The organism is Bdellovibrio sp. HCB337, from assembly GCF_047302465.1.
In the GTDB taxonomy this organism is placed as follows: domain Bacteria; phylum Bdellovibrionota; class Bdellovibrionia; order Bdellovibrionales; family Bdellovibrionaceae; genus JACMRP01.
Genome location: NZ_CP178621.1, coordinates 911,309 through 931,887, shown reverse-complemented (window position 1 = coordinate 931,887; position 20,579 = coordinate 911,309). Strand labels below are relative to the sequence as shown.

Sequence of the window (20,579 nt, the reverse complement as noted above, 5' to 3'; positions counted from 1 at the left end):
AAGCTGAGCAAGTTCACAAAAACGATAGACCCTATCAGGAGAGGTTATGACCTTACTTCTAAAACAGATATTCGCATTCTTCCGGCTGCTCAATTCCGAGACTGGAACCAACCAATTAGCGGCGGGCCTTGCTTGCGGCTTGATTCTAGGTTTCTCGCCTTTCTTGTCGATTCAGACTTTTATAGTCCTTCTCTTGGTTTTCTTTTTCCGTATTCAAATGGGCGCTGCGTTTCTTTCCGCATTTTTCTTCAAGTTCGTCGCATTCCTTTTTGATCCTGCCGCTGATCAATTGGGCCGCGTAGTTTTAGAAGCTCCTTCTTTACGTCCTCTCTTTGTTCAAATGTACAATATGCCTCTTGTGCCGATGACTCGCTTTAATAACTCGATTGTGATGGGCTCGATGATGGTGGGATTCATTTTGGTGATTCCAGCTTTCTTTGTTTTCAAAGCACTTATCATAAAGTACCGCGCAACAGTTGTGGCTCGCTTCCAGGGAACAAAATTCTGGAAAGCGTTCACAGCAACGAAGGCTTACAACTGGTACACTAAATACAACGAACTCTACGGGTAATCACAATGACGACAGAAAAAACTCCAAAAGTAAAAAAGCCACAAGGTCCAATTCGCTGGAATGCCGTGATCCCTTTTGCGATCATCTGTGCCCTGGTGTTCGCGTACTTCCACTTCTTCTTTGATCTGCATTTACGTAAGACTCTCGAGTGGGGAGGATACAAAGCCGTTGGCGCCGAAGTTAATATCGGCAAGCTTGATACAAGCTTCTTCAAAGCGAGCCTTCGCATTCAGAATATCGAAATCACCGACGCAGAAAAACCTGCACAGAACATGCTTGAAATCGGCGATATTCGCTGGGGAATGTCTTGGGATGCCCTTCTCAGAGCCAAAATTCTCGTCAACGAAGCGATCATCGAAAATATTCAATTCGCAACAACCCGTAAGCATCCAGGCAAAGTAGCTCCTCCAGAGCCACCGCCGAAGCCAGGTCCTGGCGCCGTGGAACAAGAAGCAACGCGCTTGAAAGAAGAAGCTCTAGCCAAAGCTCAAGAGGAATACGCCAATAATATGTTAGGCGATTTAGCCGCGATTCTCGGCGGTAGCGATGCAAATGCCCAACTTGGTAAAATTGAAGGCAGCCTGAACTCTAAAAAACGCGCTCAAGAACTCGAAGCCGAAATCAAAGGCAAACAAAAACTTTGGGACGAAAAGATGAAGGCTTTGCCTCAAGGTAAAGATATTCAAGCTCTGAACGACCGCTTGAACAAAGTTAAAATCAAAGATTTTAAAACTCCACAAGAACTACAGGCGTCTGTGAAAGAGATCGAAGACATCTCTAAGCAAGGCGATGCTTACTACAAACAAATCGGATCTACTGCTTCAGAGTTGGAGAAAGATCTTAAGAAAATGGAAGCCGATATCCGCGAACTTGATGGTTTGGTTAAAGCCGACATCAAGGCTTTGGAAACTCGTTTCCGTATTCCATCGATCAACACCAAAGATTTGACCCGTGCTTTGTTTAACAAATACCTCGGCAAATACATTGCAAAGATCAATCACTACCGAGCGATGGCTGAAAAATATTTGCCACCGAAGTACGCCGCTAAAATTTCTGGCAAACCAGCTCAACAAGAAGTAGAGGAGGAAGAAATTCCTATTCAACCGCACCCTCGCGAAGTCGGTGTAACTTACGAATTCGGTCGTAAGAACTCTTACCCACTTTTGTGGATCAAGAAAGCCGCAATCAGCTCGCAAGCTGGCATGTCGCCAAAGGCCGGCAATATCCGCGGAGAAATCCTAGATATCACGACCCATCAGGCTCTGACAGGACGTCCAACTGTGGCGTCTTTGGCTGGAGACTTCCCTGCCGATCAAATCAAAGACGTGCTCCTGAAGCTCGTTTTGGATAACACTCAAGCAGACAGCCTCATCACTTATAAAATGGCCGTTGGCTCCTACCCAATCAATGGCACTGACCTTGTGAATTCATCGGATGTAAAAATCGCTTTGAAAAGTGCTACTGGAAAACTTGATATCGATGGCGAGCTTAAAGCGCTTAGAGATTTCAAAATGAATCTCAATAATCAATTCACGACGGCTAACTTTGACATCAGCGCGAAAGACGGCAACGTCGACAGTATTCTTAAAAATACATTCGCCGGTTTGCCAGCAATCAACCTTACCGGAAGCGCCTCAGGTCACCTTCCAAGTATCAGCTTCGATGTTGCATCGAACATGGGAAGCGAGCTTGAAAAAGGTTTGCGCAAACAGGTCGAAGCGAAGATCGCTGAAGCTCGTAAGCAAATCGAAGAATACATCAACAAAGAGATCGGCAAAAATCGCGAGCAGATTGATAAGCAAATCAAGCAAATGCGTGGTCAGTTCGATGGTGAAGTTAAAAAAGCTCAAGGCCAGCTAGACGCTCAGAAAAAACAGGCTGAAGCAAAGATTAACCAAGCCAAGAAGGATGCCGAAAACCAAGGTAAAAAAGAGGCTGAAAAACAGGGCAAAAAAGCAGCTGATGCTCTTAAAAAGAAATTTGGTCTTTAGAATATGATCTCGACTCTTGATTTCTATGCAAAACTCCCAAGTTTTCATGATTTCAACGAAGTCACTCAAGATACTCACTTTCACCCAGCTCCTCAGGACTGGGTGCTTGTGATCAGCGACATCCGCGGCTCAACCAAAGCGATTCACGAAGGACGTTATCGCGAAGTAAACATGGTCGGAGCCGCCACCTTCACTGCCGTCATCAACGCTCTTCCTAACTTGGAATTTCCTTTTGTCTTTGGCGGGGATGGCACGACCCTGCTTATTCCCACGGCCCGCATCAATGAAACCATGCAAGCTCTGAAGGCCACCCAAAAGATGGCTCAAGAGATGTTTGGCTTCGAGTTGCGTGTCGGCCTAGTGCGCCTCGACAGTTTGTACAAAGAAAACACTCGTCTTTCGGTGGCGAAGTACGAAGTTTCCCCCGGGAACTTCTTAGCCATGTTCCGAGGAGGAGCGCTCTCTAAAGCCGAGGCCTTAGTTAAAAGTGCAAGCCCGGAAGCACAGCTACTTCGGCCTGACGCCCAGACGGCCTCTCCAAATCTCGAAGGCCTCACTTGCCGTTGGGAACCCTTTGCTACTCGCAAGGGGGTTGTAATTTCCTTGCTGGTGCAGGCTCGTGGCCATGGGGCCCAAGAGCAAGAAACCTATGCAAAAGTCATTCGTGAAATTAACCAAATCTTCGGCAACGACCTCAGCCAAGCAAATCCCATCGCTCTAGCTAATATGAAAGAAAAAATGGTCGCCACTGATTTGGGCATTGAAATACGCATGAACTCCCGGCCTGGGATTCAGAAAGTTCTTACTTCCATAAAATTGATTTTCAAAAGCTGTCTAAACTACATTTTTATCGAGAAAAACTTAAAAGCAGGAAACTTTCAGGGGCATAGTTATAAGCAAGAGATGATTGCAAATGCTGATCTAAAGAAATTCGACGACACTCTGAGAATGATTTTAGATTGTACCGAAGCGCAAGCCCACCAAATCGGCCAAGTCCTGGAGCAGCTTCGTGAACAAAAAGAAATCTACTATGGAATTCACAAGTCTCAAGGCGCTCTGATGACTTGTCTTGTGACCGATCTCCAAGATGGAAAACACGTTCATTTTATTGATGGCACAAATGGGGGCTATGCCCTAGCAGCTACTCAGTTGAAGTCCCAGAAGTAGGTTCAGCACTCTCGCCCGCCTCGCCTGAAGCTAATTGTTTCAAATAGGCGATGGCATCTTCAGTATGCCAATCGATGGTGCCCGATATTTTTTTAACAAGTTTCAAATCTTTCCCGACAACAAAGGACTCTGGCAAACGGAAGACTTGGTATTGAGGTATTAACTTTTTCTCAGAATCCCAAACGACATAGCTATTTGGCAGGCTATTCATTTCAGGGAAGGACTTCAGGAAGCTATTGATGTCCTCTTGATTGGAGTCACCAGAAATAGCGATAAGTGCAACATCGTTGGGAAACGTTTTAAGAAGACTGATAAGCGAGGGAACCTCTTCTACGCAAGGCCCACACCAAGACGCCCAGAAGTTCACAATAACTACTTTACCTTTAAAATCAGAAAGCTTGATAGATTGACCTTTGAGGGTCTGAGCTTCGAATCCTGGCAACTCCTGGTTGATTTGGATAGGTCTTTGTTGAAGCCCCTGACTGTTCTGAGGGCCCGAGGCTCTATTCATATATAACATCGTAGCAACGACGATCAGGACCGCTAGTCCACCTACAATCAACAGAGCGCGAAGATGCTTGTTCATATATGTTCCTTCCGATTTCCCAAGAGAACTCACCAAAAACAAAAAGCCCAGGTTTCCCTAGGCTTTTATGTTAATCATTTTTAGAAAGATTGGGAGCTTAAATTAAGCTCTTGCTGCAGTTCTGTTTTTCTTTTGGATCTTTTTAACAGACTTTTTCTTAGCAGCTACCAACTTCGCAGTTGTTTTCTTAGCTTTAGTAGCGGTTTTCTTAACTGTCTTTTCGTCAGTTTTAGCCGCTGCTTTTTCGCCTTTGTCAGCTTTTGCTTCAAAATCGTAATCTACGAATTCCAAGAAAGCCATCTCAGCAGTATCACCAGGACGACGTCCGATTTTGATAATGCGAGTGTAGCCACCTGGGCGTGTTTTGAAACGAACTGCCAAATCATCAACGATAGTTGATGCAACAGTGTTGCTAGAGAATCTAGAAATCAACAAACGACGAGTCGCCAAATCACCTTTTTTACCAAGAGTGATAGCTTTTTCGATGTGTCTTCTAACTTCTTTAGCTCTGTCAACAGTCGTAGTGATACGGCCGTGTTCAACAAGTGAACTCAAAATACCTTTCAACAAGGCTTTACGAGGACCAGATTTACGACTGAAATGTTTTACTCTTCTTCTATGTGAACTCATTTTTTAACTCCGAGAAAATTACTGAGCATCTCGCTTTTGAGGCGGCTGGTTAGGATCCCATCCTGGAGGTGGCCATCCTTCGATCTTCATACCCAAACCAAGACCCATTTCAGACAAGATTTCTTTGATTTCATTCAAAGACTTGCGACCGAAGTTCTTAGTTTTAAGCATTTCAGCTTCAGAACGTACAACCAACTCACCGATGTAACGGATATTGGCATTCTTCAAGCAGTTCGCGCTACGAACAGAAAGTTCGAGATCGTCAACTGATCTGAAGAGGTTTTCATTCAATGTAGGAGATGAAGAATCTCTAGCTTCTTCAGAAGGCTCCATTGTTTCATCGAAAGTAAGGAAGATTTGAAGTTGTTCTTTCATGATTTTAGATGAAAGAGCTACTGCTTCTTCAGGCTTCAAAGAGCCGTCAGTCCATACTTCCAAAGTCAATGCATCGTAATCAGTTCTTTGACCAACACGAGCATTAGAAACACTGTAGTTAACCTTGCTGATTGGGCTATAAAGAGCGTCAACGCCAATGTAGCCAACTGCGAGATCTTTTTCTCTGTTTTCTGTTGGAACGTAACCACGACCGAAATCAACGATGATTTCTGCGTTGAAGTTAGCATTCGCACCCAAAGTAGCGATGTGCTGGTCTGGATTCAAAACTTCGACCTTGTCAGAAGTTTGGATATCAGCAGCAGTAACTTTACCTGGGCCTTTTTTAGAAATCTTAAGAGTCAAGCTGTCGCTAGTGTATTGACGGAAGCGAACTTGCTTAAGATTCAAAATAATATCAGTAACGTCCTCAAGAACATCAGTGATAGTGGTGAACTCATGAAGAACGCCTTCAAACTTAACTGCAGTGATGGCTGAACCCATCATAGAGCTAAGAAGAATTCTTCTTAAAGAGTTACCAAGAGTAACACCGAAACCTCTTTCAAGGGGACGGATAATGAATTTTGCGTAATCATCACGAAGAGTTTCACGATCAACCTCAAAACCTTTAGGTTTGATCATCTCTCTCCAAAATTTATAATAATGCTCTTGCATGTCTCCCCCGAGAACTAAATTATCTTGAGTAGTATTCTACGATCATGTTTTCTTCTACTTGAAGTGCAATATCATCTCTTGAAGGAGAATCTTTGACAACACCTTTGAAGTTAGCATGATCAGCTTCAAGCCAAGATGGGATAGATCTTCTTGCAACAGCTTGCATTGCAGATTGGATTTTAACCACTTGTTTGCTTGCTTCAGTAACTTGGACCACATCACCTTTTTGAACGATGATGCTAGGGATATTTGCTCTAGTACCATTCAAAAGGAAGTGATTATGTTTCACAAGTTGTCTTGCTTCACGACGGGAATTCGCATAGCCCAATGCGTAAACAACGTTATCAAGTCTCATCTCAAGTGACTTCAACATTGCTGTTCCAGTCAACTCTTTAGAACGAGAAGCTTCTTTAACGTATTTCACGAATTGGCTTTCAGAAACACCATAATATCTTTTTGTTTTTTGCTTTTCACGAAGTTGAAGAGCGAACTCGGAGAATTTCAAACGAGATTGTCCGTGTTGTCCTGGAGGATAAGGACGTCTTTCGAATGCACACTTGTCAGTGTAACAACGATCGCCCTTAAGGAATAACTTCATATTTTCGCGACGGCAAAGTTTACATACGCCTTGATTAATGCAGCTCACGACAAATCTCCTTAGATTCTTCTACGCTTAGGTGGACGGCAACCGTTATGCGGAACCGGTGTAACGTCTTTCAGGGAAAGGATTCTCATACCGATTGCAGCCAAAGCTCTGATAGCTGGCTCACGACCTGCACCAGGACCTTTAAGATATACGTCCAAAGACTTCATACCTGCTTCCATAGCTTTTTTAGCTGCATCTTCTGCTGCTACTTGAGCTGCGAAAGGAGTGCCTTTACGGCTACCTTTGAAACCCAAGTGACCTGCAGATGACCAAGAAACAGTGTCACCATTTGGATCCGTGATAGTTACGATAACGTTACCGAAACCAGCTTGGATATAGCAGTTCCCTTGAGGAACGTTTCTTTTAACTTTCTTTTTTGCAACAGGCTTTTTTTCAACTGTATTCATTTAATTCATCCTAACTATACGGCTTTTTTCTTGTTCGCTACGGTCTTCTTAGGTCCTTTACGAGTACGCGCATTAGAGCGTGTATTCTGACCGCGAACTGGCAAACCTTTACGATGGCGGATACCGCGGTAGCAGTTCAAATCCATCAAACGTTTAATCGCGAGACCAATTTCACGGCGAAGATCACCTTCCACCTTGAAGCTTGATTCGATGATAGAACGCATTTTAGCGATTTGTTCATCTGTAAGACCTTCAGTTCTCAAAGTTTGAGAAATACCAGCTTCTTTACAGATCATACGTGCACGAGGACGACCAATACCAAAAATATAGGTCAATGCGATTTCTACGCGCTTATTTCTAGGTAAATCGACACCAAGTAAACGTGCCATGATTAGCCCTGCCTTTGCTTATGTTTAGGGTTTTCGCAAATTACGCGAATTACGCCTTTTCTTTTAATAATCTTACACTTATTGCAGATTGCTTTTACTGATGGTCTAACTTTCATAACTTATTCCCACGTCTGTACTGAGAGCCTAAAGGCCTCGAATCCAAAACATACACAAACACAAATGGTTCGGAAAATTAACACCGAGGTAACCCCTTGTCTATGGGTATTTTGCAGATTTTAAGAAATTTGCTTCTTAATATCTGAAAAAACTTCCTCAGTATCTCTATTTCCGTTCAACTCTACGTATTTGTGAGCCTTTATATAATAATCCTTCAATGGACTAGTATATTGATCATAAACATCTAATCGCGCACCAACGACCTCTGTCTTATCGTCGTTACGCTGAACTACCTGGCCGCCACAGTTATCGCAAACACCTTCAGTTTTTGAAGGTTTATTGACTATGTGGAAGACAGCCCCGCAATTTTTACATACCCGTCTGCCCGTCAAACGACTCATAAGCTCCGCCTTAGGTACTTCTAAGAAAATAGCCTTAGAAATAGACAGGTTTAGCTTTTTGAGAAGCTCATCAAGAGCTTCAGCTTGGGGTACGGTTCTTGGGAAACCGTCTAGTATGAAATTCTTAACGCCGCTTTTAAGAACTTCTTCAACCATTCCAATAACAATAGAGTCCGGAACTAACTGCCCTTGATCCATATAGGATTGAGCCTTAACACCCAACTCTGTTTTATTTTTAATCGCAGCCCTGAAGAGATCTCCAGTGCTAATTTGCGTCATACCCATCTTCTCAATTAAGAGGGCAGACTGCGTTCCTTTGCCAGCTCCAGGAGCCCCAAAAAGGATGAGGTTCATTAGAACGTCACCCTTCGGCTTCTGATTTTAGCTCCTTTTAGGAAGCCCTCATATTTTTGAGTATAGATATGAGATTGAATTTGCTGAGCAGTATCCAATGCAACACCGACAAGGATCAACAAACTCGTTCCACCGAAGTGGAATGGAACATTCATCTGGCTAGTCAATACAACAGGGAAAATACACACTGCGCAAAGGTAGATACAACCCGCTACATTCAAACGGTCTAAGACGCGTTGAATATATTCAGAAGTGCTTTTACCAGCTCTCACTCCCGGAACAAAACCACCGTACTTTTTCAAGTTGTCGGCAACTTCATTAGGATTGAAAACGATTTCTGTATAGAAAAATGCAAAGAAAATAATCAAAGCAACGAACAGGATATTGTAGATAACCCCAGAAGGATTCAATGAATCCTGAAGGGCTTTCAACCATGGAGCCTGTACAAACTGAGCCATTGTTGCCGGGAACATCAAAAGCGAACTCGCGAAAATTGGCGGGATAACACCTGAGAAGTTGATTTTAATTGGCAAGTGGCTGCTTGGAGTTTGCATAGACTGCATTCCAGTGCCTTGTCTTTGAGAGTACTGAATCGCAATACGTCTTTGAGCAACTTCCATATAGATAACTGCCGCGATGATCGCGATCATGAAAAGGACCAACAAAATAGCGACAAGCGCTTTCATTTCGCCAGACTTTACAAGCTCCCAAAGCTGACTAGCTCCACTTGGAATTGCAGCAGCAATACCTGTGAAGATGATCAAGCTAGAGCCGTTACCAATTCCGCGCTCTGTAATCTGCTCACCTAACCACATGATAAAACAAGTACCTGCAGTCAATGTGATGATTGTCATCAGCTGGAATGGAAGGAAGCCAACGTATGGAGCAAGAACCAAAGAATGGCCTTCAGGACTTGTTGAGTGCATCAACCAAGTGCTGATTCCATAACCTTGGATCACTGCCAAAATAACAGTAGCATAACGAGTGTACTGGTTGATCTTGCGACGACCATGTTCACCTTCTTTTTTCAGAGCTTCCAAATATGGAACCGCTGAAGTCAAAAGTTGAAAAATGATAGATGCAGAGATGTAAGGCATGATTCCCAATGCAAAAATACTGAATTGGGAAAGAGCGCCACCAGAAAAGGTATTAAAGAGGCCGAAAATGCCGGCACTTTGTGCTTTAAAGAACGAGAAAACAGCGCTGCCATCCACACCCGGAGTCGGAACGTGGACTCCGATGCGGTACACCGCTAGCATAGCTAGCGTGAAAAAAATGCGATTTCTAAGGTCTGAATTTTTAGCGATGCTACCTACGGCTGACACTACTTAATTACCTCTACTTTACCACCAGCAGCTTCAATTGCTTTTTGAGCACTTGCGCTGAACTTGTGTGCCTTTACAGTCAAAGCTTTTTTAATTTCGCCGTTGCCGAGGATTTTAACTAAGCCTTTACCAACAAGACCATTTTGGTGAAGAACTTCAGGAGTTACTTCGCCAGAAAAATTAGCCAATTGGCTGAGGTTCACGATATCGAACTCAGTCGCGAAAGCAACGTTGCTGAAACCGAACTTAGGAAGTCTTCTGTGCATAGGAGTTTGACCACCCTCGAAACCACGACGAACAGTGCCGCCAGTACGAGCAAGTTGACCCTTATGACCTTTAGTAGCAGTTCCGCCCATACCAGAACCGATACCACGACCGATTCTTTTTGGAGAGTGCTTAGCGCCTTTTTTTGGAGCAAGTGTGCTTAAAAGACTCATAAATTACCCCTTAACCTCAACATCTACTAGATGCTGAACTTTCATGATTTGTCCTCTATTAGCTGGGGTGTCCTTAACCTCAACACTGCCGCGGATCTTTTTAAGACCGATACAACGAACAGTGTCTTTTTGGTCTTGAGTGCAACCAATAAGAGATCTTTTTAGTGTTACAACAAATGTTTTTGCCATTTTCTACCTACACATTCCTCGAAGGAACTAGATTTGCTTCATCTGTTTAAGTTGCTTCAATCCGTCGATTGTCGCTCTTACCGCATTGTGTGGATTACGAGTACCAACACATTTAGTAAGAATGTCTTTTACGCCGACAGACTCAAGGACCGCACGAACTGCACCACCGGCGATAACGCCAGTACCTGGAGCTGCTGGTCTCATGATCACTTTTGCGGCACCGAATTTACCGATAACTTCGTGAGGAATTGTGCCCTCTTTCAAAGTGATAGCTTTCGAGTTCTTTTTAGCTGCACGGCTTGCTTTACCGATAGCCTCTGGAACCTCACCAGCTTTACCAGAACCGAATCCGATATCGCCAGCGCCGTTACCTACAACCACAAGTGCCGCGAATGAAAAGCGACGGCCGCCCTTTACTACTTTAGTAACGCGGTTGATAGCTACTACGCGCTCTTCGAATTCAGCTGCTGCTGTTGTTACTTTCTCCACAATTTACTCCTTAGAAACTGAGGCCGCCTTCACGCGCGCCTTCTGCAAGAGATTTAACTCGACCATGATACAAGTAACCGTTACGGTCAAAAACTACTGACTTAATGTTCTTAGCAATTGCTACTTTAGCCACTGCCATTCCTACTTCTTTAGCAAGATCTTTACCAGAATTTTTGGTATCGATGCTCAAAGAAGAAGCTGCAGCCAAAGTATGACCGTTAACATCGTTCACGATTTGAGCGTACATATGTTTGCCGCTTCTGAATACGCACAAACGAGGACGCTCTTCAGTACCGTTAACAGTCTTTCTGATTCTGATTTTCTTAGTGAGGCGGTTTTGCTTGCGTTCACTAGTGTGTTTGCTCATTTTCAATTTCATCATAACTCACCTCAATTATTTACCAGCAGATTTACCAGCTTTACGTCTGATATGCTCACCAGCATAACGAACGCCTTTACCAAGATAAGGCTCTGGTGGACGGAAGCTGCGAACTTTAGCAGCAACTTGACCAACAAGCTCTTTACTTGCGCCAGTAATGTTAATAGCTGTTTGCTTATCTACCTTAATTTCGATTCCTTCTGGGATGTCGAAGATTACAGGATGAGAAAAGCCTAAAGAAAGCTCTAATTTTTTTCCTGCAACGTTTGCACGGTATCCAACGCCATGAAGCTCAAGTCCTTTAGTGAAACCTTTAGTTACACCAATAACCGCGTTTTGGATCAATGCTCTGTACAAACCATGAAGTGCTTTGCTCTCTTTAGAGTCATCAGCACGAGTAAGAACTACCTTCTTACCATCAAGTTTTGCAGACACTGCAGGTTGCATAGCGATGTTCAAAGCGTTTTTAGCACCTTTTACGATCACTTCGTTTTTAGGAGTTACAGTAATTGTAACTTTATCGTCAAAAATGACTGGGGCTTTACCAATACGTGACATGTCTCACCTACCAAACAGTGCAAAGAAGTTCGCCACCAAGATTTTTCTCAGCAGCTTGTTTGTCACTCATGATTCCCTTGCTAGTGCTCAAAATGCACATACCAAGACCAGATCTAACTTTCGGAATCTGAGTTGCTTTTACATACAAACGACGACCAGGAGTGCTCACTTTGTCGATTGATGTAATTGCGTGTTGTCCATCTTCTGAATACTTCAAGTAAACGCGCATGATACCTTGCTTAGAATCTTTAGCTACTTTGAAGCTACGGATGTAGCCTTCGTTAGCCAAGATTTGAGCGATACCAGCTCTTACTTTAGAAGCAGGCATATCAACTTTCTCATGTTGAGATTTTCCTGCGTTACGAATTACTGTAAGAAATTGTGCAATTGTATCCATAGTATTCCTCTTACCAACTTGCCTTAGTTACGCCAGGCAATTTGCCATCAAGAGCCAATTGTCTGAAAGCAAGTCTTGAAAGACCAAATTTTTTGTAGTTACCGCGCGGGCGACCCGTTAATTCACAACGAGTGATTACACGGTTCACGTTTGTATCACGAGGCAATGCTTGAAGCTTTTTGCGAGCCAACGCTCTTTCTTCATCAGAAAGCTTCATGTCCACTGCTTTAGTGCGAAGCTCTTCTCTATGTTTGAAGTATTTTTTCGCGAGAGCTTTTCTTTTATTATTTTTTTCAATACTTGCTTTACGAGCCAATTGACACCAACCTTTTATTTTCTGAATGGCATGCCGAGTGCTTCAAGAAGAGATCTTCCATCTGCATCGTTCTTAGCAGTTGTACAAATTGTGATATTCATACCGCGTACTTTATCAACTCTATCGTAGTTGATCTCAGGAAACACGATCTGCTCTTTCAAACCCATGTTGTAGTTTCCACGTCCGTCGAAACCTTTATTTGGAAGACCACGGAAATCTCTTACGCGTGGAAGTGCCAAAGTGTTCAAACGATCGATGAAAGACCACATTTTTTCTCTTCTCAAAGTCACACGAACTCCAAGAGGAATGCCAGCTCTCAACTTGAAGTTAGAGATAGCTTTCTTAGCTTTCGTGATAACAGCTTTTTGTCCAGTGATTGCAGTGATTTCATCAACCACAGTGTTCAAAATCTTTGGATTTTGAACGGCTTCACTCAAGCAAACGCTCAATACAATTTTCTCTAAACGAGGAACTTGCATTACGTTCTGTGCACCCATTTTCTTCATCAAAGCTGGGGCGATTTCTTTGTTATATCTAGTTTGCAAGCGATTCACATCACACCTCTTAGAGTACTTCTGGAGCCAAAGAAACAATCTTAACGAATTGTTTTGCTCTCAATTCTCTTGCTACTGGGCCGAAGATACGAGTTCCAATTGGCTCTTTAGAAGCATTGATAAGAACTGCAGAGTTATCATCAAAGCGAATGTATGAACCATCTGGACGACGCAATTTATGAACAGTTCTTACAACAACTGCTTTAGCCACATCACCTTTTTTAACTTTTGCATTTGGAAGAGCTTCTTTAATGGAAACAACAATAATGTCTCCGATAGAAGCTACACGTCTCTTAGAGCCGCCAAGTACTTTGATACAAAATACTTCTTTGGCTCCAGAGTTATCAGCTACGTTTAGTCTGGTTTGCATTTGAATCATAACTACACCCTAGCCTTTTGTTGTCTCAACGACTTCGCTAAGCGCCCAGCGCTTAGTTTTGCTCAAAGGACGAGTTTCGTAGATTTTTACTACGTCGCCAATTTTCGCTACATTTTTTTCGTCATGAGCTTTGAATACAGAAGTCTTTTTAACGAACTTTCCGTACTTTTTGTGTTTAACCATTCTGAAGATCAAAACAGAGATAGTTTTATCCATCTTGTTGCTGATCACTTCGCCTACGACTTCGTTTCTACGTCCTCTAGAATTTGTTTCCATAGTCTTCCCCAATTACCGAGCTACTTTTTTAACAATAGCCGTATTGATTTTAGCGATATCACGGCGAAGGTTTCTGATTTCAATTGGGTTTGATAATTGCCCAATTGTGTTCTTAATACGAGCTTGAAAGAGCTCTTCGCTCAAACCTGCTCTTTTTTTCTTAAGTTCTACTACTGATAGATCTTTAATTTCTGTGAATTTCATTTCCACTACTCCCGAGCCAAGAATCTGGTTTTAAATGGAAGTTTGTGTGCCGCACGTTCGAAAGCTTCTTTAGCTTGCTCACGAGTTACACCGTTCATTTCGAATAGAACTTTTCCAGGAAGGATACGTGCTACCCAGTATTCCGGATTACCTTTACCGCTACCCATACGAGTTTCAGCAGGTTTTTTAGTTACTGGAATGTTAGGGAATACACGGCACCAGATTTTACCACCACGCTTTACAGATCTTGAGATCGCGATACGAGCAGCTTCCAATTGGCGAGCTGTCATACGGTGCTCTTCAGTTGCCTGAAGACCGTAGTCACCGAAATCCAAGTTTGAACCGCGAACTGCAAAACCAGTTGCACGACCTACGAATTGCTTACGCCATTTAACTCTTTTAGGACTTAACACGGCCAGCCTCCTCAACTTCACGAGCACTCAAGATGTCACCTTTGTAGATCCATACTTTAAGACCGATGATACCGTATGCAGTCAAAGACTCAGCAGTACCGTAGTCAATGTCAGCTCTCAAAGTGTGCAATGGAACGCTCTTCTCATTGTACCATTCAGAACGTGCGATCTCAGCGCCATCAAGACGACCAGAAACGCGCACTTTAATACCTCTTACGCCACCTTTGATTGCTGCAGCGATAGCTTTCTTCAAAGCTCTTCTCCAAGAGATACGTTTCTCAAGTTGAAGTGCGATGCTTTCAGCAACCAATTGCGCATCCAAATCTGGTTTACGAACTTCTTGAATGCTCAAGAATACTTCGTTTGGAGTCAATTTTTGAACATCAGCTTTAAGAGCATCGATGCCTGTGCCTTTTTTACCGATAACAACACCAGGACGAGCTGTAGAGATGATGATCTTAATTTTCTTAGCAGCGCGTTCCATTTCGATTTTGGCAACGCCAGCGTGCTTCAATTTCGCTTTCAAATATTTTCTGAGGCGAATATCTTCGTGGAGGTTCTCATGATATTGTTGGCCTTTTGCGTACCAACGAGAATCCCAAGTTCTGATAACTCCGACTCTTAGTCCAATTGGATTAACCTTTTGTCCCACGACTATTTCTCCTCGAGAACTACGTTAATGTGGCTGGTCTTCTTTTGAACACCAAAAGCTCTACCTTGGGCACGAGGACGGAATCTCTTCAAAGAAGGTCCTTGGTCAACCCAGATGGACTTTACGTAGAGATTATCTACGTCCATAACTTTTTTATACTCAGCATTTGCAACTGCAGACTCGATAAGCTTTTTGATCAAACCAGCTGTTTTCTTGTTAAGGAAAGTAAGAGTCTTTACAGCCTCATTTACGTTCTTTCCACGAACAACATCAGCAACCAATCTTGCTTTCTGTGCGCCTACTCTTGCGTATTTCAAACTTGCTTTAACTTCCATAAATCACCTTATTATTTCTTCGCCGCAGGAGCCGCTGCTGGAGCAGCTTTCTTCTCTGCATGTCCATGGAAGGTTCTAGTAGGTGCAAACTCACCATACTTGTGACCAATCATGTTTTCTGTCACATAGACAGGAACGAACTTTCTTCCATTGTGAACCGCAAAAGTTAGGCCCAAAGCCTCAGGAAGGATCGTAGAGCGTCGTGACCAAGTTTTGATAACTTTTTTGTCATTTTTTTGGATCGCGTGGTCGATCTTTTTCATCAAATGATCGTCCATGAACGGACCTTTTTTAGTTGAACGTGCCACCTTTTACTCCTACTTGCGTCTCTTAACAATTGAAGAGTCAGTACGTTTATTATTTCTAGTCTTGTATCCCTTGCAAGGCTGACCCCAAGGAGTTACAGGATGATGACCTTTACCCACGCCTTCACCACCACCGAGAGGATGGTCAACTGGGTTCATCGCCATACCGCGAACGCCTGGACGGATACCTCTCCAACGAGAGCGACCAGCTTTACCTAAAGAGATATTTTCGTTGTCAGTGTTACCAACTTGACCAATTGAAGCGCGACATACAGTCAACACTTGCTTCAACTCGCCTGATGGCAAACGGACTTGGCAATATTTATCGCCTTTACCAGCTAACGTTGCACTTGCACCAGCACCGCGGCAGATTTGTCCGCCTTTGCCTGGACGCATTTCAACGTTATGGATTGTAGTACCCAATGGAATCGCACCTAAAGAAAGTGAGTTTCCAGGTTTAATATCTGCTTTGTCGCTAGATACTACAGTGTCGCCAACATTCAAACCAACTGGAGCCAAGATATAAGCTTTTGCTCCGTCGTTATAAGAAATCAAAGCGATACGGCAAGTTCTGTTTGGATCGTACTCGATCGCAACAACCTTTGCTGGTACTTCAAGTTTTTCACGTTTGAAATCAACCAAACGATATTTTCTTTTATGACCGCCACCGATATGTCTCATGGTGATTTGACCATGATTGTTACGGGCGCCTTTTTTACTTAGAGGAGCTAAAAGTGATCTCTCTGGAGTCGTTTTAGTGATCTCCTTGAAATCAAAACCTGTCATTCCTCTTCTGCCATCAGAGCGTGGGCTAAATGTTTTGATCCCCATCTCTAAACTCCCTCAAAGAGTGCAATTTTCTCACCGGCAACAAGCTTAACGTAAGCTTTTTTCCAGTAAGGAACTTTAGTTGAACCGAATTTTGTGTTTTTAGAATGTCCTCTGCAGACACTCGTTCTAACACTGTCGACTTTAACTTTAAAATTTTTCTCTACCGCTGTTCTGATTTCTGTTTTTGAAGATTTCAAATCAACTTCGAAAACATAAACGCCAGCTGCGTTGTGATATGTGTTCTTCTCAGTAATGAGAGGAGCTTTAATGATCTGTTTCATTACGCCTTCTCCAATGAACATCTGTCGATGATTTTTGCTACAGAATCTTTAGTGATAATTGCAGCATCGTATTTCAAAAGGTCAAACACGTTCAAACCTTCCACTGGGAAGTATTTGAAAGACTCAAGATTGCGGCTTGCACGGCTGAACATTTCGTCAACACTTGCATCGATAAGAACTGCTTTGTTCAAACCGAAAGACTTCAATCTTTTTTGAAGTTCATTTGTTTTACCTTCAGACTTCATGCTGTCTACAACAAAAAGTTTTCCTTCGCTGTGCAAGTGAGAAAGAGCCATGCTCAATCCCAAGCGACGTACTTTTTTAGGAAGTACGTAAGCGTAGCTGCGAGGTTGTGGACCGAACATAGTACCACCACCAGGCATCAAAGGGGAACGGCTAGAACCTTGACGGGCGTTACCAGTTCCTTTTTGTTTGAATGGCTTTTTACCGCCACCGCTCACAAGACCTTTTGTTTTAGTCATATGAGTACCTTGACGACGACTAGCCAATTGCCAGTGAACTACGTTGTGCAAAACTTCCTTTTTAACAGGAGCTTCGAAAACATTCGCAGCCAACTCAACTTGACCAACTTTTTCTTTTTTCCAATTAAGAACGTTAACTACTGCCATAACTATTCTCTCACCAATTTCACTAGAGTGTTTCTGGCGCCAGGAACTGGTCCTTTTACCAAAACAACGTTTTCAGTAGTGTTGATTTCAACAACTTCTACGTTTCTTACGGTAACTGTTTCAGCACCTAGGTGACCTGGGAATTTCTTACCTGGCATTACACGACCTGGCCATGTTCTGTTACCAGAAGAACCAGGACGACGGTGGAACTTAGAACCGTGAGATGCAGGACCGCCCGCAAAACCCCAACGTTTTACGGAACCCGCAAAACCTTTACCTTTTGATTTAGAAGTGATTTTTACGAAATCACCTTTAGTAAGGCTCTCAATAGAAACCTGAGCACCGAGAGCAGCTCCCTCTGGAAGCGTCTGACGGAGTTCTTTTACATATTGAGCACCGTTTTCAAAACCAGCTTTAGACAAATGACCTTTTTCAGCCGCTGTAGAGTTCTTAGCTTTTTTAGGTTGGCAAGCAACCTGAACAGCTTCGTAACCATCTTTTTCGTTGGTTTTGATTTGAGAAATAACCCAAGGCTCATAACGAAGAACAGTTACTGGAACCGCTTCACCTTGGTCATTGAAAATAGTAGACATACCTTCTTTGAAGGCAAAAAGACCGTTTAGTTTCAGTCCTTCAGCAGAGGTAGTGTTTTCTGTAGTATTTGTAACTTCGCTCACGACTTACTCCTATCAGATCGCTGACAGTTTAATTTCAACATCTACGCCAGCAGAGAGGTCGAGTTTCATGAGCTGATCGACAGTTTGCTGTGTTGGTTCTAAAATATCCAGCATGCGCTTATGTGTTCTAATTTCGAATTGCTCACGTGATTTTTTGTCAACGTGTGGCGAGCGCAGGACTGTATAACGGTTGATACGGGTTGGCAAGGGAATTGGGCCAGCAACTTTAGCGCCAGTACGACGTGCAGTCTCTACGATTTCTTTCGTAGATTGGTCTAAAAGTTTATGGTCGAAAGCCTTCAACCTAATTCTGATTTTCTGACTTTGCATAGGACACTCTTCTTTTTGTTAAAGTATCGTAAATACTAGTAAAATCTGGTTAACTCAACACCTTCGTTCCATCGAAAACCGCCTCTGGATGGGCCCTTGCGGCCCTGGAAATACCCTGATTCAGAGAGTTTTTTGTAAACTTAGGTGTACAGGTGCGCGAGTATGCACCGAAAAAACAAACAATGTCAAAGGCTAATCGAAAAAAAATTAATTAAAATCGACCCAGCTTTGTCAAAATTTCAGATTTCACTTTTGGCGGCGTTACCGCGTATGCCAAAAACTCCATACTGAAGCTCGCTCGGCCTTGGCTTAAGCTACGAACATCTGTGGCATAGCCAAACAGATTTGCTAGCGGCGCTTCGGCAGAAATAATTTGTCCTCCGCCAGGCTTCACATTCATAGAAATGATCTTCCCACGGCGAGAGTTTAAATCTCCAACAACATTACCCACGAAATCATCAGGGCATGTAACCTCAAGCTTAAAGATAGGCTCCAAAAGCTCGGTGTTCACTTTTTTAACGGCTTCACGGAACGCCAAAGAGGATGCCGCTTTGAAGGCGATTTCGTTCGACGATTCCTGACGAGCCTCTACGGACATTAGGGTCCCACGGATCCCGATCATTCCATAGCTAGCCAACGGCCCCACTTCCGCGGACTCCTTAAAGCCATTTTCAACTGCCTTAAGATATCCAGGTTGAATCACAGATGTTGCAGTCACTTTGTTGACGAACTGCACGCCTTCCGAGAGTGGGATAGACTCGATTTTTAACTGAACCTTGGCAAAATGTTCTTCGCCGCCCAATTGGCGTTCGTAAACATAATCCACAGTTGCAGAGGATGTAATTGTTTCACGGTAGGAAACCTGGGGTTTACCCACGTTTGCTTGAACCTTGTATTCACGAAGAAGGCGATCCACAAGAATTTCTACATGCAGTTCGCCCATGCCAGACAACAGAATTTGACCTGTTTCAGGATCGTTTCTGAGCTTACAAGAAGGATCTTCTTTTTCGAGTTTCGCAAGGCCTTGAAGCATCTTCTCTTGATCTGCAGAAGACTTTGCTTCGATCGCAACTGAAATCACAGGCTCTGGGAACGTGATAGTTTCTAAAACCACTGGATGAGAAGACTCGCAAAGAGTGTCCCCTGTTCCTGTGAATTTAAGACCGATCACGGCACCAATATCTCCCGCTTTCAAAGATTGAATTTCTTCGCGAGAGTTTGCATGTAACTTCACAAGTTTTTGGATGCGTTCTTTTTTCTCTGTTCGAGGGTTTAAGAGCTGATCGCCCACTTTCACTTCACCTGAATAAACGCGAATGTAAGTGAGAGTTCCCGCAAACGGATCATTGGCAATTTTAAAAGCCAATGCAGCTGTGTGCGCATCAAAATCTGTTTTACAGATGATTTTCTTATCTGGTTTTTCTGGATCGTGGCCTTCAATAGCTGGAACGTCTAAAGGCGATGGCAAATAATCAATCACACCATCCAAGAGAGGTTGAATGCCTTTATTTTTGAAGGCCGCTCCACAGAAGACAGGAACTGCTTTGAGAGCGAGCGTTCCTTTTCTGAGAGCTTGCTTGAGTTCGGCAACAGTAACTTCGTCACCATTCAAATATTTTTCCAAGAGAGCATCGTCAAACTCGACGATTTTTTCTACGACTTCTAAACGGAATTTTTCAACTTCCGCTTTCATGTCAGCAGGGATATCTGTCGTTTTGAACACTTCATCCTTAGTGCCGGTCTCCCAAATGTAAGCTTTGTTTTCAAGAAGATCGACAACGCCTTTGAAAGAGTCTTCGAGACCCACAGGAACTTGAACAGCAATAGGATTTGCATTCAATTTTTCTTTGATGGAATTTAGGCTCATAACAAAGTCTGCGCCTACACGGTCCATTTTATTGATGAAGCAAATACGAGGGACATGATACTTGTCGGCTTGCCTCCAAACAGTCTCAGACTGTGGTTCTACGCCGTTTACTCCGTCGAAAGCCGTGATAGCACCATCGAGAACGCGAAGTGAGCGCTCTACTTCGATTGTGAAATCAACGTGTCCAGGAGTATCAATGATATTTACACGGTTGTCTTTCCAGAAGCACATCGTGGCTGCAGAAGTGATCGTGATACCACGCTCTTGCTCCTGAACCATCCAGTCCATAGTGGCGTCGCCATCATGGACTTCTCCGATTTTATGACTTTTACCTGTGTAGTATAGAATTCGTTCGGTGGTGGTCGTTTTACCGGCATCGATGTGAGCCATGATGCCGATATTACGAGTATACTTAAGATCAGCTACAACTTTGGGATCTTTCGCTGACAT

The 20,579-nt window shown here is 43.3% G+C and carries 33 protein-coding genes; 3 read left to right on the top strand and 30 right to left on the bottom strand.

Annotated elements, in window-relative coordinates:
- Nucleotides 1–46 precede the first annotated feature (46 nt).
- The 3 genes from ACLWBB_RS04520 to ACLWBB_RS04510 are packed head-to-tail and all read left to right on the top strand — an operon-like array spanning nt 47 to nt 3,729.
- On the top strand, nt 47–571 hold the full coding sequence (locus ACLWBB_RS04520; protein WP_413290380.1) for a TIGR03546 family protein: 525 nt from the start codon (nt 47–49) through the stop codon (nt 569–571).
- Nucleotides 572–576: 5 nt separating this feature from the next.
- The gene (locus ACLWBB_RS04515) at nt 577–2,562 is read left to right on the top strand and encodes a TIGR03545 family protein (protein WP_413290379.1); all 1,986 of its coding nucleotides are present in this window, start codon (nt 577–579) and stop codon (nt 2,560–2,562) included.
- 3 nt (nt 2,563–2,565) lie between these two features.
- Nucleotides 2,566–3,729, top strand: coding sequence for a DUF3095 domain-containing protein (locus ACLWBB_RS04510; RefSeq protein WP_413290378.1), 1,164 nt, complete (start codon nt 2,566–2,568; stop codon nt 3,727–3,729).
- Here the strand turns inward: ACLWBB_RS04510 and ACLWBB_RS04505 are convergent.
- The 30 genes from ACLWBB_RS04505 to fusA form a co-directional block, all read right to left on the bottom strand.
- Nucleotides 3,704–4,315 carry a TlpA family protein disulfide reductase gene (locus ACLWBB_RS04505; RefSeq protein ID WP_413290377.1) on the bottom strand — a complete coding sequence of 204 codons (612 nt, stop codon included), beginning with the start codon at nt 4,313–4,315 and terminating at the stop codon, nt 3,704–3,706. The genes ACLWBB_RS04510 and ACLWBB_RS04505 overlap by 26 nt on opposite strands.
- A gap of 102 nt (nt 4,316–4,417) precedes the next feature.
- Complete coding sequence (gene rplQ / locus ACLWBB_RS04500; protein ID WP_413290376.1) at nt 4,418–4,945, bottom strand: 50S ribosomal protein L17; 528 nt, start codon at nt 4,943–4,945, stop codon at nt 4,418–4,420.
- A gap of 18 nt (nt 4,946–4,963) precedes the next feature.
- Nucleotides 4,964–5,992: a DNA-directed RNA polymerase subunit alpha gene (locus ACLWBB_RS04495; protein WP_413290375.1), complete on the bottom strand. Its 1,029-nt coding sequence runs from the start codon at nt 5,990–5,992 to the stop codon at nt 4,964–4,966.
- Between the two features lie 19 nt (nt 5,993–6,011).
- Complete coding sequence (gene rpsD, locus ACLWBB_RS04490; protein WP_413290374.1) at nt 6,012–6,638, bottom strand: 30S ribosomal protein S4; 627 nt, start codon at nt 6,636–6,638, stop codon at nt 6,012–6,014.
- Nucleotides 6,639–6,649: 11 nt separating this feature from the next.
- The gene (gene rpsK, locus ACLWBB_RS04485) at nt 6,650–7,045 is read right to left on the bottom strand and encodes a 30S ribosomal protein S11 (protein ID WP_413290373.1); all 396 of its coding nucleotides are present in this window, start codon (nt 7,043–7,045) and stop codon (nt 6,650–6,652) included.
- 14 nt (nt 7,046–7,059) lie between these two features.
- Entirely contained in the window at nt 7,060–7,434 is a 375-nt protein-coding gene (gene rpsM / locus ACLWBB_RS04480) for a 30S ribosomal protein S13 (RefSeq protein WP_413290372.1), read from the bottom strand.
- Between the two features lie 2 nt (nt 7,435–7,436).
- Nucleotides 7,437–7,550: a 50S ribosomal protein L36 gene (gene rpmJ, locus ACLWBB_RS04475; RefSeq protein ID WP_413290371.1), complete on the bottom strand. Its 114-nt coding sequence runs from the start codon at nt 7,548–7,550 to the stop codon at nt 7,437–7,439.
- Between the two features lie 120 nt (nt 7,551–7,670).
- Nucleotides 7,671–8,306, bottom strand: a complete 636-nt coding sequence (locus tag ACLWBB_RS04470; protein ID WP_413290370.1) for an adenylate kinase — start codon at nt 8,304–8,306, stop codon at nt 7,671–7,673.
- Nucleotides 8,306–9,631, bottom strand: coding sequence for a preprotein translocase subunit SecY (secY, locus tag ACLWBB_RS04465; protein WP_413290369.1), 1,326 nt, complete (start codon nt 9,629–9,631; stop codon nt 8,306–8,308). Before secY ends, ACLWBB_RS04470 begins: the two co-directional genes overlap by 1 nt.
- Nucleotides 9,631–10,068: a 50S ribosomal protein L15 gene (gene rplO, locus ACLWBB_RS04460; RefSeq protein ID WP_413290368.1), complete on the bottom strand. Its 438-nt coding sequence runs from the start codon at nt 10,066–10,068 to the stop codon at nt 9,631–9,633. The genes secY and rplO overlap by 1 nt, the downstream gene beginning before the upstream one ends.
- Before the next feature lie 3 nt (nt 10,069–10,071).
- On the bottom strand, nt 10,072–10,257 hold the full coding sequence (gene rpmD / locus ACLWBB_RS04455; RefSeq protein ID WP_413290367.1) for a 50S ribosomal protein L30: 186 nt from the start codon (nt 10,255–10,257) through the stop codon (nt 10,072–10,074).
- 27 nt (nt 10,258–10,284) lie between these two features.
- Nucleotides 10,285–10,746, bottom strand: coding sequence for a 30S ribosomal protein S5 (gene rpsE / locus ACLWBB_RS04450; RefSeq protein WP_413290366.1), 462 nt, complete (start codon nt 10,744–10,746; stop codon nt 10,285–10,287).
- A gap of 10 nt (nt 10,747–10,756) precedes the next feature.
- A complete protein-coding gene (gene rplR, locus ACLWBB_RS04445; protein ID WP_413291585.1) occupies nt 10,757–11,125 on the bottom strand; it encodes a 50S ribosomal protein L18 in 369 nt (122 codons plus the stop codon).
- A gap of 15 nt (nt 11,126–11,140) precedes the next feature.
- Nucleotides 11,141–11,683, bottom strand: a complete 543-nt coding sequence (rplF, locus tag ACLWBB_RS04440) for a 50S ribosomal protein L6 (RefSeq protein WP_413290365.1) — start codon at nt 11,681–11,683, stop codon at nt 11,141–11,143.
- A gap of 7 nt (nt 11,684–11,690) precedes the next feature.
- On the bottom strand, nt 11,691–12,080 hold the full coding sequence (gene rpsH, locus ACLWBB_RS04435; protein ID WP_413290364.1) for a 30S ribosomal protein S8: 390 nt from the start codon (nt 12,078–12,080) through the stop codon (nt 11,691–11,693).
- A gap of 10 nt (nt 12,081–12,090) precedes the next feature.
- Complete coding sequence (rpsN, locus tag ACLWBB_RS04430) at nt 12,091–12,396, bottom strand: 30S ribosomal protein S14 (RefSeq protein ID WP_413290363.1); 306 nt, start codon at nt 12,394–12,396, stop codon at nt 12,091–12,093.
- 14 nt (nt 12,397–12,410) lie between these two features.
- On the bottom strand, nt 12,411–12,950 hold the full coding sequence (gene rplE, locus ACLWBB_RS04425; protein ID WP_413290362.1) for a 50S ribosomal protein L5: 540 nt from the start codon (nt 12,948–12,950) through the stop codon (nt 12,411–12,413).
- A gap of 10 nt (nt 12,951–12,960) precedes the next feature.
- Nucleotides 12,961–13,329, bottom strand: coding sequence for a 50S ribosomal protein L14 (gene rplN / locus ACLWBB_RS04420; protein ID WP_413290361.1), 369 nt, complete (start codon nt 13,327–13,329; stop codon nt 12,961–12,963).
- Nucleotides 13,330–13,338: 9 nt separating this feature from the next.
- Complete coding sequence (gene rpsQ, locus ACLWBB_RS04415; RefSeq protein ID WP_413290360.1) at nt 13,339–13,605, bottom strand: 30S ribosomal protein S17; 267 nt, start codon at nt 13,603–13,605, stop codon at nt 13,339–13,341.
- Nucleotides 13,606–13,617: 12 nt separating this feature from the next.
- The gene (gene rpmC / locus ACLWBB_RS04410) at nt 13,618–13,809 is read right to left on the bottom strand and encodes a 50S ribosomal protein L29 (RefSeq protein WP_413290359.1); all 192 of its coding nucleotides are present in this window, start codon (nt 13,807–13,809) and stop codon (nt 13,618–13,620) included.
- A gap of 5 nt (nt 13,810–13,814) precedes the next feature.
- Nucleotides 13,815–14,222 (bottom strand): 50S ribosomal protein L16, encoded by a 408-nt coding sequence (gene rplP / locus ACLWBB_RS04405; RefSeq protein WP_413290358.1) that lies wholly within the window; start codon nt 14,220–14,222, stop codon nt 13,815–13,817.
- A complete protein-coding gene (gene rpsC, locus ACLWBB_RS04400) occupies nt 14,209–14,874 on the bottom strand; it encodes a 30S ribosomal protein S3 (protein ID WP_413290357.1) in 666 nt (221 codons plus the stop codon). Before rpsC ends, rplP begins: the two co-directional genes overlap by 14 nt.
- A gap of 2 nt (nt 14,875–14,876) precedes the next feature.
- A complete protein-coding gene (gene rplV, locus ACLWBB_RS04395; protein ID WP_413290356.1) occupies nt 14,877–15,209 on the bottom strand; it encodes a 50S ribosomal protein L22 in 333 nt (110 codons plus the stop codon).
- A gap of 11 nt (nt 15,210–15,220) precedes the next feature.
- Entirely contained in the window at nt 15,221–15,517 is a 297-nt protein-coding gene (gene rpsS / locus ACLWBB_RS04390; RefSeq protein ID WP_413290355.1) for a 30S ribosomal protein S19, read from the bottom strand.
- A 9-nt stretch (nt 15,518–15,526) separates the two neighbouring features.
- The gene (gene rplB / locus ACLWBB_RS04385; RefSeq protein WP_413290354.1) at nt 15,527–16,345 is read right to left on the bottom strand and encodes a 50S ribosomal protein L2; all 819 of its coding nucleotides are present in this window, start codon (nt 16,343–16,345) and stop codon (nt 15,527–15,529) included.
- 2 nt (nt 16,346–16,347) lie between these two features.
- On the bottom strand, nt 16,348–16,626 hold the full coding sequence (gene rplW / locus ACLWBB_RS04380) for a 50S ribosomal protein L23 (RefSeq protein WP_413290353.1): 279 nt from the start codon (nt 16,624–16,626) through the stop codon (nt 16,348–16,350).
- Nucleotides 16,626–17,255 carry a 50S ribosomal protein L4 gene (gene rplD, locus ACLWBB_RS04375; protein ID WP_413290352.1) on the bottom strand — a complete coding sequence of 210 codons (630 nt, stop codon included), beginning with the start codon at nt 17,253–17,255 and terminating at the stop codon, nt 16,626–16,628. Before rplD ends, rplW begins: the two co-directional genes overlap by 1 nt.
- A gap of 2 nt (nt 17,256–17,257) precedes the next feature.
- Nucleotides 17,258–17,932: a 50S ribosomal protein L3 gene (gene rplC / locus ACLWBB_RS04370; RefSeq protein WP_413290351.1), complete on the bottom strand. Its 675-nt coding sequence runs from the start codon at nt 17,930–17,932 to the stop codon at nt 17,258–17,260.
- Between the two features lie 12 nt (nt 17,933–17,944).
- Nucleotides 17,945–18,262: a 30S ribosomal protein S10 gene (rpsJ, locus tag ACLWBB_RS04365; RefSeq protein ID WP_413290350.1), complete on the bottom strand. Its 318-nt coding sequence runs from the start codon at nt 18,260–18,262 to the stop codon at nt 17,945–17,947.
- 211 nt (nt 18,263–18,473) lie between these two features.
- A complete protein-coding gene (fusA, locus tag ACLWBB_RS04360; protein WP_413290349.1) occupies nt 18,474–20,579 on the bottom strand; it encodes an elongation factor G in 2,106 nt (701 codons plus the stop codon).

What these genes read in the sequence shown, in the direction of transcription:
- ACLWBB_RS04510 (WP_413290378.1), top strand. Translation starts at nt 2,566, where the DNA reads ATGATCTCGACTCTTGATTTCTATGCAAAACTCCCAAGTTTTCATGAT.
- rpsQ (WP_413290360.1), bottom strand. Translation starts at nt 13,605, where the DNA reads ATGGAAACAAATTCTAGAGGACGTAGAAACGAAGTCGTAGGCGAAGTG.
- rplR (WP_413291585.1), bottom strand. Translation starts at nt 11,125, where the DNA reads ATGAAATTGAAAATGAGCAAACACACTAGTGAACGCAAGCAAAACCGC.
- ACLWBB_RS04515 (WP_413290379.1), top strand. Translation starts at nt 577, where the DNA reads ATGACGACAGAAAAAACTCCAAAAGTAAAAAAGCCACAAGGTCCAATT.
- rpmJ (WP_413290371.1), bottom strand. Translation starts at nt 7,550, where the DNA reads ATGAAAGTTAGACCATCAGTAAAAGCAATCTGCAATAAGTGTAAGATT.
- rplV (WP_413290356.1), bottom strand. Translation starts at nt 15,209, where the DNA reads ATGGAAGTTAAAGCAAGTTTGAAATACGCAAGAGTAGGCGCACAGAAA.
- rplB (WP_413290354.1), bottom strand. Translation starts at nt 16,345, where the DNA reads ATGGGGATCAAAACATTTAGCCCACGCTCTGATGGCAGAAGAGGAATG.
- fusA (WP_413290349.1), bottom strand. Translation starts at nt 20,579, where the DNA reads ATGTCAGCGAAAGATCCCAAAGTTGTAGCTGATCTTAAGTATACTCGT.
- rpmD (WP_413290367.1), bottom strand. Translation starts at nt 10,257, where the DNA reads ATGGCAAAAACATTTGTTGTAACACTAAAAAGATCTCTTATTGGTTGC.
- rplO (WP_413290368.1), bottom strand. Translation starts at nt 10,068, where the DNA reads ATGAGTCTTTTAAGCACACTTGCTCCAAAAAAAGGCGCTAAGCACTCT.
- rpsM (WP_413290372.1), bottom strand. Translation starts at nt 7,434, where the DNA reads ATGGCACGTTTACTTGGTGTCGATTTACCTAGAAATAAGCGCGTAGAA.
- ACLWBB_RS04505 (WP_413290377.1), bottom strand. Translation starts at nt 4,315, where the DNA reads ATGAACAAGCATCTTCGCGCTCTGTTGATTGTAGGTGGACTAGCGGTC.
- ACLWBB_RS04520 (WP_413290380.1), top strand. Translation starts at nt 47, where the DNA reads ATGACCTTACTTCTAAAACAGATATTCGCATTCTTCCGGCTGCTCAAT.
- ACLWBB_RS04495 (WP_413290375.1), bottom strand. Translation starts at nt 5,992, where the DNA reads ATGCAAGAGCATTATTATAAATTTTGGAGAGAGATGATCAAACCTAAA.
- rplD (WP_413290352.1), bottom strand. Translation starts at nt 17,255, where the DNA reads ATGGCAGTAGTTAACGTTCTTAATTGGAAAAAAGAAAAAGTTGGTCAA.
- rpsH (WP_413290364.1), bottom strand. Translation starts at nt 12,080, where the DNA reads ATGGATACAATTGCACAATTTCTTACAGTAATTCGTAACGCAGGAAAA.
- rplQ (WP_413290376.1), bottom strand. Translation starts at nt 4,945, where the DNA reads ATGAGTTCACATAGAAGAAGAGTAAAACATTTCAGTCGTAAATCTGGT.
- rpsK (WP_413290373.1), bottom strand. Translation starts at nt 7,045, where the DNA reads ATGAATACAGTTGAAAAAAAGCCTGTTGCAAAAAAGAAAGTTAAAAGA.
- rpmC (WP_413290359.1), bottom strand. Translation starts at nt 13,809, where the DNA reads ATGAAATTCACAGAAATTAAAGATCTATCAGTAGTAGAACTTAAGAAA.
- rplN (WP_413290361.1), bottom strand. Translation starts at nt 13,329, where the DNA reads ATGATTCAAATGCAAACCAGACTAAACGTAGCTGATAACTCTGGAGCC.
- rplW (WP_413290353.1), bottom strand. Translation starts at nt 16,626, where the DNA reads ATGAAACAGATCATTAAAGCTCCTCTCATTACTGAGAAGAACACATAT.
- ACLWBB_RS04470 (WP_413290370.1), bottom strand. Translation starts at nt 8,306, where the DNA reads ATGAACCTCATCCTTTTTGGGGCTCCTGGAGCTGGCAAAGGAACGCAG.
- rplF (WP_413290365.1), bottom strand. Translation starts at nt 11,683, where the DNA reads ATGTCACGTATTGGTAAAGCCCCAGTCATTTTTGACGATAAAGTTACA.
- rpsJ (WP_413290350.1), bottom strand. Translation starts at nt 18,262, where the DNA reads ATGCAAAGTCAGAAAATCAGAATTAGGTTGAAGGCTTTCGACCATAAA.